This window comes from Pseudoruegeria sp. SK021 (assembly GCF_002119405.1).
Taxonomy (GTDB): Bacteria; Pseudomonadota; Alphaproteobacteria; order Rhodobacterales; family Rhodobacteraceae; genus Meridianimarinicoccus.
Map to the genome: position 1 here is coordinate 1 of NZ_MTBG01000065.1, position 8139 is coordinate 8139.

An 8139-nucleotide genomic window follows, 5' to 3' on the forward strand; every position below is an offset into this window, starting at 1 on the left:
CCATCCGGTGACCAAACCCCCTTCTTCTTCATCTCATGGCGCCAGGAATAGACCTGCTGCCGCGTGATCTCGTGGCGCTGCGCCACCTGCGTGACCGTCGCCTCATCAACGCCCACAGACATCACGACCCCCAGCTTCTCCTCGTCGCTCCAACGGCGTCGACGTTCAAACCCCAGTATCTCACCACGCATCACTGACCCAACCTAAGACACGTCGCAAAGGACGTCGTGAAGCACGTATCTTAGCAAATCATCCGGAAATCAGGCAGGCGGCCACAATGAAGCGGTTACAGCTGTTCCTTGGATCTGACTTCGGGATGATGGGATGCCTTTCAAATTCAACGGATCGTGGCGCGATAAGTTTGCTAGGGCAAAGTACCGTGTGACTGTTGAATAATGTGAGAAATTGACCCAGCATTGCCAACTTGTTCGACCGACATGACCGGGCTGTTTTAGCGGTATGGGAATTCCGACCAGTTTGCTCGCCTCAAGGGCTTCCGCTACCCCCCTATGTCAGGTAAGTTGTCCGCCGCTTTTTTTCCTCTACATTTTCGGCGGGCGAGATAGGACGAGGACGCGGGATACTCACCTGCTAGCCCATCCCAAGTTGGCGGTAGACCCGTTTGACGTAATCCCCGAACGCATCTGTTGTCTTGATGTCGAGCGTGCGTGGGTGGGGGAGGTCAATCTTGAAATAATCGGCCATTCGCGCGGGGCCGGAAGACAGCACCGCGCAATGGGAGCCGAGGAAGATCGCTTCTTGAATTCCGTGGGTGATGAACACGATTGTTTTGCGACTTTCCTGCCAGATCCGCAGCATTTCGAGGTTCATCTTTTCGCGGGTCATGGCGTCAAGCGCACCGAATGGCTCGTCCATTAGCACCAGCTTGGGATCATGGATCAGAGCGCGAGCGATAGCGGCCCGTTGCTGCATGCCGCCAGATAGCTCAAACGGATACTTCTTGCCCGCATCGCCAAGCCCAACCATTTGTAATAAATCTTGTGCGCGTTCCCGCGCGGCCTTCATCGGCAGGCCTAGGATTTGAGCTGGCAAAAGAACGTTTTCGGTGATCGTGCGCCACTTGAGCAGCATGGGCTGTTGAAACACCATGCCAACATCTCGGCCTTCTTCAAAGCTGGCTACGCTTGAGCCAATCTTGACGGTGCCGCCATCGGCGTCATGTAGCCCCGCGAGGATTTTGAGCACAGTTGTCTTGCCGCAGCCAGACGGGCCGACCACAGAGAGCAGATCGCCGTCGTTAATATCGAGCGTGACATCGGACACCGCGACATGTTCCTTCGTGCCGGTCCGGTAGACCTTGCGCACGTTTTGCATTTGGATGAACGGTTCGCCGCTCATGGGTGCGGGTTGACTGTTGACGGTCATGCAAGCCACCTTTCGAGGTTGTCAGCGATGAAGTCATCATCGGCGAGATCAGAATGGACCGCATAAACCCGGTCGATTTCCTCTGCCTGACCCACAGAAAGTCCTTCTGCGGGATCAAGGCAATGGATCGTTTCAAGAAGGTGCTGACGACGTAGCACTTCGTGGCATCCGGCAATGCAACCGCTAAAATTATTGGCGACATCGAAAAATGCTGCGTTGCAATCGGTGACGCGGGCATCGAGTGACGCAAGATCAAGGGGTAAGTCGGCGCCACCGTCGACCACGGTGTGAATACGCTCAAGCAGTTCCACGGCTTTGCGGGTCCAGACTGACCAGTGACCTAAAAGGCCGCCACGAATGCGCAGCCGTACCATCCCGCCGTCGCGCGGAATGTCGAACGGCGTGAGCAGGTCGGCCACGATGTGATCGTCGTTGCCGGTGTAAAGCGTGATGCGGCTCTCAGCGCCTGCTGCCACAACGCCTTTCATGACGTCCAGAGTTTTGTAACGGTTGAACGGGGCCATTTTTATCGCAACGGCGTTGTCGATGTTGGAAAATTCGCGCCAAAAGCCGGCATTTAGATCGATTCCGCCAACTGCGGACTGCATATAAAACCCGATGATCGGCATTTCTCGGGCCACAGCGCTGCAATGCGCGATCAGCTCCTCCGGGGATTGGCCGCGAAGCGCGCCCATAGAAACCAGAACTGCGTGGTAGCCGTGTGAATGCGCTATTTTTGCTTCGGCGACCGCCTGTTCTGTCTGCCCTGCAACCCCAGCGATCATCACCAGAGGCCGCTCAGTCCATGCGGCGGCGTCTTCAGCAGCGGCTTTCAGCACGGGCTCGTATAGCCCGATGTCACGAATGGCAAACTGTGTGGTATGAACACCCACGGCAAGGCCGCCCGCGCCGGCGTCAACATAGTAGCGGGTCAATGCGCGCTGCCGGGCAGGGTCAAATGCACGGTTTGCGTCAAGCGCCAGCGGATGCGCGGGGATAACGGCCCCTTTGCGCAGCAGCGCGAGCACCTCGCCGGGGAGATCGTCGTGGTGAAGTCCCATCTGTTTTCCTATCCAAATTCTGGACCGGCGATTGCGGTAACCGTCGATCCATTTTCAGGGGGCAGCCACGGGCCGCGTTTCATGCGCAAGAATGGGCGCTGTCTATCAAATCCAAGTAATTCAAGACGTTCGCCAATCCGGGTACAGCGATCCGCGACATCCAGTAAGACCGGTCCTGTGATCTCGCCGATGAGGGTAGCGAGCTGCGCTTCGGCTTCCGGGCTGTCGGGGCTTGGCGCGGTGCCCACAACGGGGCCAATCTGAGTTGCCAGACGTCCTTCACGACCGAAGACGCAAAGTCCCGTGTTCGGTTCATAGTGGCAAAGGTCTGGGCGGCGGCTGGCAAAATTGGCGAGTAGATCTGTTCTATTCGCGCCAAACGCCCGGTTTGCAGCCGATATGGCTGCGGCAATGTCTGGGGCCGCAACATCGCCTCGCGGCTGGCCACCGCCGGTTCCGACCCAGCGGGTGAACGCTTCATGTCCTTCGAAGCCGAGCCTGCGATAGATAATTTCTCCGGCGGGCGTGGCGTCGAGCAGGGCGGTGCGCCCTTCGGTTTCAATCGCCGAGAGACAATGCTTTAGCAATCGCGTGCCAAAGCCGCATCCGCGCCTGCTTTTTCGCGTTAGGACCATACTGACCCACGCGATCTCAGTGCCATAAGGCATGATCGCTGCGGTTGCAGATAGGGCGCCGTCTTCTAGTATCCCAAACACCTTGCCGTGACGTAGAAAAAGCTGCCAATCGTCCGCTGTTTGGTTCCAACCTGCTTCCGTTGACAGCTGCATCGCGCCCTCGGTGTCGCCCTGCGACAGGGTGATGAGCGGCGGGATGGAAGAGATGGCTGTAACCGCCTCAGTAGGTACCATCGCGGGCCTCGAAATGGGTTGGCTTGTTGTGCGAGGGCAAGTCGTCCGAAACCCAGTTGGCAGTCCAGTCGAGCATCCGGTCAAGCGGAACCGTTGGGTAGCCGAAAGTGCCGTTGCATAGGCGGGTGTTCGACAGCCAAGCTTCGGGCGCTTCTTCGCCGGTAATGATGGGCGCAATGCCCAGCTTTTTGCCTAGTATTCCTGCCAGCCAACGCACTGAAATGACTTCTGGGCCGGTGACATTGATAGGGCTTGTTGGCGTCGTCGCTTGCTTCAGGCACCGCAGCGCAATGGTATTGGCGTCGCCCTGCCAGATTACGTTGACATGGCCCATGGTGACATCAATCGGCACGCCATCGCGCACTTTTACCGCGATATCGTGGAGTACGCCGTAGCGAAGGTCGATTGCATAGTTGAGGCGATAGATCCTGCCGGGGGTGTCGTGAACGGCTGAGAAATGCTCAAACATCCGCTCGCGTCCTATGCACGATTGCGCATATTCGCCGGGAGGATCAAGTGCGTCACCCTCGTCGGAGCCCATGCTGTCTACCGGAGAGAACGCATAGACGCACCCAGTAGAAAAGGCGACGATGCGCGAGTCGGAAAACGCTTGGGCGACGAGCGCGGGAATATGAGTGTTTGCCGCCCATGTCAGCGGCTGGTTCCCACCTGAGCCAAACTTGCGTCCGGCCATGAAAATGATGTTCTTTACCTTGGGCAGTGCTCCGATCGCGGCAGCATCGAACAGATCGCAGATGATGGTTTCAATGCCGTGCATTTCCAGCGCGGTTTTTGAAGCCGGATCTGAAAATCGCGCAACGGCGATGATCCTTTTGGTCGGCGCAGCATTCCGAGCGAGGCGGGCGAGGGATGGTCCCATCTTGCCGCTGGCGCCGAGTATCATGATATCACCGTCGACGGCTGCAAGGTCGTCAATCAGGGCCCGAGATGGCAGTGCGATGAAATCGTCCAAGGCTTCAACGCTGTCGAAGCGGTCAGGCAGGCATGCACCATCCAGAAGGGCCGCCGGTGTGTTCTTGATATCGCTCATGACATCCTCGCATCTTTGGGAAGCACAATGTGTTCGACAATCAGCACTGCCATGTAGAGTGCGATGCCGATCAGTGTGATCAGGGTTACGGCCATAAACATGGCGGGAGTATCAAGGGCGGCTTGCACCTGAATCATCAGGTAGCCGAGGCCCCGGTCAGAGGCGATGAATTCGCCGACCACGGCACCGGCAACCGCCAGGATTGCGGAGACTTTCATGCCCGAAAAGATGTAGGGCAGGGCGCCTGGAAGTTGAATGTAAAAGAAGGTCTGCCAACGTGATCCGCGCAGCGATTTGACCAGATCAAGCAAGTCCGGCTCTACTTCGCGCAGCCCCCTGACGGTTGTCAGCAGAATGGGGAAGAAGCACAGCGAGAAGGTGATCAGGATGTTTGTCGAGATGCCGTAGCTGAACCAGACGATCACCAGCGGACCAAGCGCCACTTTCGGGATCATGTTGAGCGTAATCAACAGCGGGAAAAACATCATGGTCAGGGTTTTGGACCATGAGAATATCACTGCAAAAGCAACGCCCAGAACGGTGGCAAAGAAATAGCCGCCGCAAATTTCCAACGCGGTGACCCAGGTATTGCCCATCCAGTCGTAGCGACTGGAGCCAAGCGTGGAGATGATCTCGCTTGGCGCGGGGAGGATGAAACGAGGCACTTCAAAGATTTTGACGGCTATCTCCCAGGCGAAAAGAACCGCCAGATGAGACATGACTGCAACCAGCCTGCTGCGGTTGCGCTGCAGACGTTCCAGCCTCGCGCGTTCGTCCTGTCCGGTATCTGTTTCTGAGCCCATCTTTGATCCCCTGTTTTAAAAAAACCTAGAGAGAAAGATTTCATCTGTCAACCAACCGGTTGGTTGATTAGCTCCGCAAGGCCGACAAAACGAAATCTATAATATGCGCCCGCCTCTGCCGCATTTGTTTGGCTGTGGTTATGTCACGGTTGAAGATAACCGAGGCGGTGTGGCGGTTGGAAAAGTAGAAATACGTGAGCCCTGCGATCGACAGGTATAGATCGACTGGGTCAAAATGATCGTTGAAAACACCTGCTGCGACGCCACGATCCAGCGATTCTTCGATCAGACGGATCAGCGGAGAGTGCATGTCCTTAACTTTGTCTGACGTTTTCAGGTGAACGGCTTCCATCCGGTTTTCATCGTTGATCAGGGTGACGAATTCGGGGTGGTCTTCAAGATAATCGAACGAAAAGCCAACAAGCGCACGCATGGCGGCTTCCGGTTCTTGTTCTTCCAAATGAAGCTGCTGCTCGCGTTCGCGGATCTCACGGTAAACCTCTTCGAGCGTGGCACGATAGAGATCAGCTTTGCTGCCGAAGTGATGATAAACCAGTTGCTTGTTTACGCCTGCCAATCGGGCAATGCGGTCAACGCGCCCGCCCTCAAAGCCAAATTCGGCAAATTCGGTGACAGCAGCATCAAGAAGCGCCTTCCGGCTTGCGGCGGTATCCCGCTTTTGCGGGCGTTTCTTTGGAACGGGCGTCTCGGTGTTCGCAATTTCTTCCATGGGCTTTTCTTTCTCCATGGGGCTCCCCCTTATGTAACCAACTGGTTGATTGGTTATTGATCGCTACTAACATCCGTGCCTATTGTTGACTACCCGAATTGTCCGGAACCGCGACACCACCACCGGTCGCGGCCTGATTTTCTCTTTGTGACCCAGGAGTTAACCGATGATGCCCAGCAGATCCCTTGTTTTTTCAACTGCGCTTGCTGCGCTTCTTTCCCCGCTTGCCGCCAATGCCGAAGATATCAGCATGGTGCTAAACTGGGTCCCGACGGCCGATCATGCCCCCTATTTTTACGCTAAGCAGCAGGGCTGGTATGAGGATGAAGGCATCCAGTTGGAAATTGAAGCCGGGCGCGGTTCAGGCGCTGCGGTTCAGCGCGTTGCCGCCGGAATTGCCGAAGTCGGCGTGGCCGATCTGGCGACAGTTCTCCTTGCGCGCGGAGAGGGCGCCAATGCAGTTGCCGTGATGACTGTCTATGCCAACTCGCCCCAAGGTTTTTACTGGCTGAAGAGCAGTGGCATCGAAACGCCAAAAGACTTTCCTGGCCATTCCGTCGGGAACCCGCCCGCCGATGCGTCGCGCATCATGTGGCCGCTTTTTGCAAAGTCCGTGGGGATTGAGCCTGACTCGGTCAAGTTCGTCAACGTTTCGCCTCAGGCCAAGTTGGCCTCGCTGAAAAGTGGCGCGATCGACGTGACCAGTGACTTTTATAACGAACATGATCTGAAAGTTCGCGAGTTTGGCGATGATCTCGGTTTTGTCGCGTGGCGCAACATCGGCGTGAACCCCTATGGCAACTCGGTTATCGTCAATGAGACGTTCCTTTCAGAGCACCGGGATGTCGTTGGCAAGTTCGCTGCCGTGAGCCAAAAGGCGTTTGCAGCTTGTGTTGCCGACTTCCAGCCTTGCTTGGATGCGCTGATGTCAGAAGTTTCCGGGCTGGATCCAGAAAATCAGAAAGACCAGTGGGGTCGTATTAAAGAGCTGATGCGCGACGAGACAACCCAGACCGTTGCCCTTGGTGCCTTTAGCTCTGAGCGGATGGCCGCGGACTACGACATGATTTCAACTTACTTCGATGTCAAAAAGCCTTTTGACATCGAAACGGTATACACCAACGAGTTCCTTGACGAGTCCGTCAAAATGACCGGTGAGTAATAGAACTTCTTGAGGTTGACTTGGTATAGAACGCGGCGTTCTCGCCGCGTTCTATTTGCTTGAGGGCATAGGCGTTCGCGTCTGGATGTGACGCTCTAAAGAGTGGGTTTTCTGGCGTTGTCACATTAACCTGCGTTTGGTTGCACGAGTTGTGGTTTGGACATAGCTGACGGCCATGCACACGCCGAGCATCAGCTATACACGCCACCGGCTTCCATCCCAGATCATCGCTCATTGTCAATCACGGCGACAAAAGGGGGAGTTGTCACGTAACCGGTTCTGCGAGCGCCTGACACCCTGCGCGGATTGCGCTCGAAATAACAAAACCCACGCCGAAAGGACACGCTTAGGACTGGACGTAGAATGACCGGTTCCGAGAGAACAAGCAGGAACTGATGCGCCACTTCGACAATGTCACAAGCTGGAGATCGGGCGGCTCCGCGACTGGACTGGCCGGGAAAGTCATTTTACCGCCGATACGCGCTGACAAAAGCGCTCATGGCATCATGGTCTTGCCACTATCCAATGATCGTTTCAGAGAGATCAAAGCCAGGGCGCGATAAAGCGTTTAAATCAGATCTTCCAGATGAGATGGCTATAATGACAGTTATGTAAAATAAGTTGACCATACCTCTATGAAACTCCCTTGAGTTCGCTAAATCCAGTCTATCTTTCGCTAGGTTCAATGACGCTTCTGGTAGTTCGATTGAAGAGTGGTAAGGTGAGAACGTAATAGGAACTACCCTCAATCATGCTGCATCGTCCAGCATACGGGTTGGAAAGGTTCTGTCGCAAATTTCCGAGGTTTACGAAGAAAGCCTTTTCCCCGGACACAGTTATGCTGCGAGCTCCGCGAATTGCTGGAATGCGGTTTTCCCGGCCATGTCGAACTGGCACTTGTGGATCATATGCGCCACCTCGTTGCCAGCCCGTGTTGCGGACGCCGCCCGCGGTGTTTGTCAAACTAGTTGTCCGCCGATTTCATGCGGCGTCTCTGATTTCAGGGGCGCTGAATTCGTTTTCTGGATTCAGCCAGACAGGTCCGGCCGGTTGCCAGTTTCGGGTTTTTCCTGACCA

8 protein-coding genes are annotated in these 8139 nt (G+C 55.8%); 1 reads left to right on the forward strand and 7 read right to left on the reverse strand.

Annotated features, from left to right (window positions below):
- From BV911_RS18025 to BV911_RS18055, 7 genes are all read right to left on the reverse strand, one after another.
- A partial coding sequence (locus tag BV911_RS18025; RefSeq protein WP_139840146.1) for a transposase occupies window positions 1-191 on the reverse strand: 191 nt, incomplete at its 3' end.
- Window positions 192-591: 400 nt separating this feature from the next.
- Window positions 592-1284, reverse strand: a complete 693-nt coding sequence (locus BV911_RS18030) for an ABC transporter ATP-binding protein (RefSeq protein WP_205963904.1) — start codon at window positions 1282-1284, stop codon at window positions 592-594.
- 98 nt (window positions 1285-1382) lie between these two features.
- Window positions 1383-2447: a dihydrodipicolinate synthase family protein gene (locus tag BV911_RS18035; RefSeq protein ID WP_086054958.1), complete on the reverse strand. Its 1065-nt coding sequence runs from the start codon at window positions 2445-2447 to the stop codon at window positions 1383-1385.
- Window positions 2448-2455: 8 nt separating this feature from the next.
- The gene (locus BV911_RS18040; protein ID WP_086054959.1) at window positions 2456-3316 is read right to left on the reverse strand and encodes a GNAT family N-acetyltransferase; all 861 of its coding nucleotides are present in this window, start codon (window positions 3314-3316) and stop codon (window positions 2456-2458) included.
- Window positions 3303-4367 carry an NAD(P)-dependent oxidoreductase gene (locus BV911_RS18045; protein WP_086054960.1) on the reverse strand — a complete coding sequence of 355 codons (1065 nt, stop codon included), beginning with the start codon at window positions 4365-4367 and terminating at the stop codon, window positions 3303-3305. Before BV911_RS18045 ends, BV911_RS18040 begins: the two co-directional genes overlap by 14 nt.
- A complete protein-coding gene (locus BV911_RS18050) occupies window positions 4364-5170 on the reverse strand; it encodes an ABC transporter permease (RefSeq protein WP_086054961.1) in 807 nt (268 codons plus the stop codon). Before BV911_RS18050 ends, BV911_RS18045 begins: the two co-directional genes overlap by 4 nt.
- A 67-nt stretch (window positions 5171-5237) precedes the next feature.
- Window positions 5238-5918, reverse strand: a complete 681-nt coding sequence (locus BV911_RS18055; protein ID WP_205963905.1) for a TetR/AcrR family transcriptional regulator — start codon at window positions 5916-5918, stop codon at window positions 5238-5240.
- Window positions 5919-6066: 148 nt separating this feature from the next.
- Between BV911_RS18055 and BV911_RS18060 the strand changes: the two genes are divergently transcribed.
- Window positions 6067-7062: an ABC transporter substrate-binding protein gene (locus BV911_RS18060; RefSeq protein ID WP_086054962.1), complete on the forward strand. Its 996-nt coding sequence runs from the start codon at window positions 6067-6069 to the stop codon at window positions 7060-7062.
- Window positions 7063-8139 lie beyond the last annotated feature (1077 nt).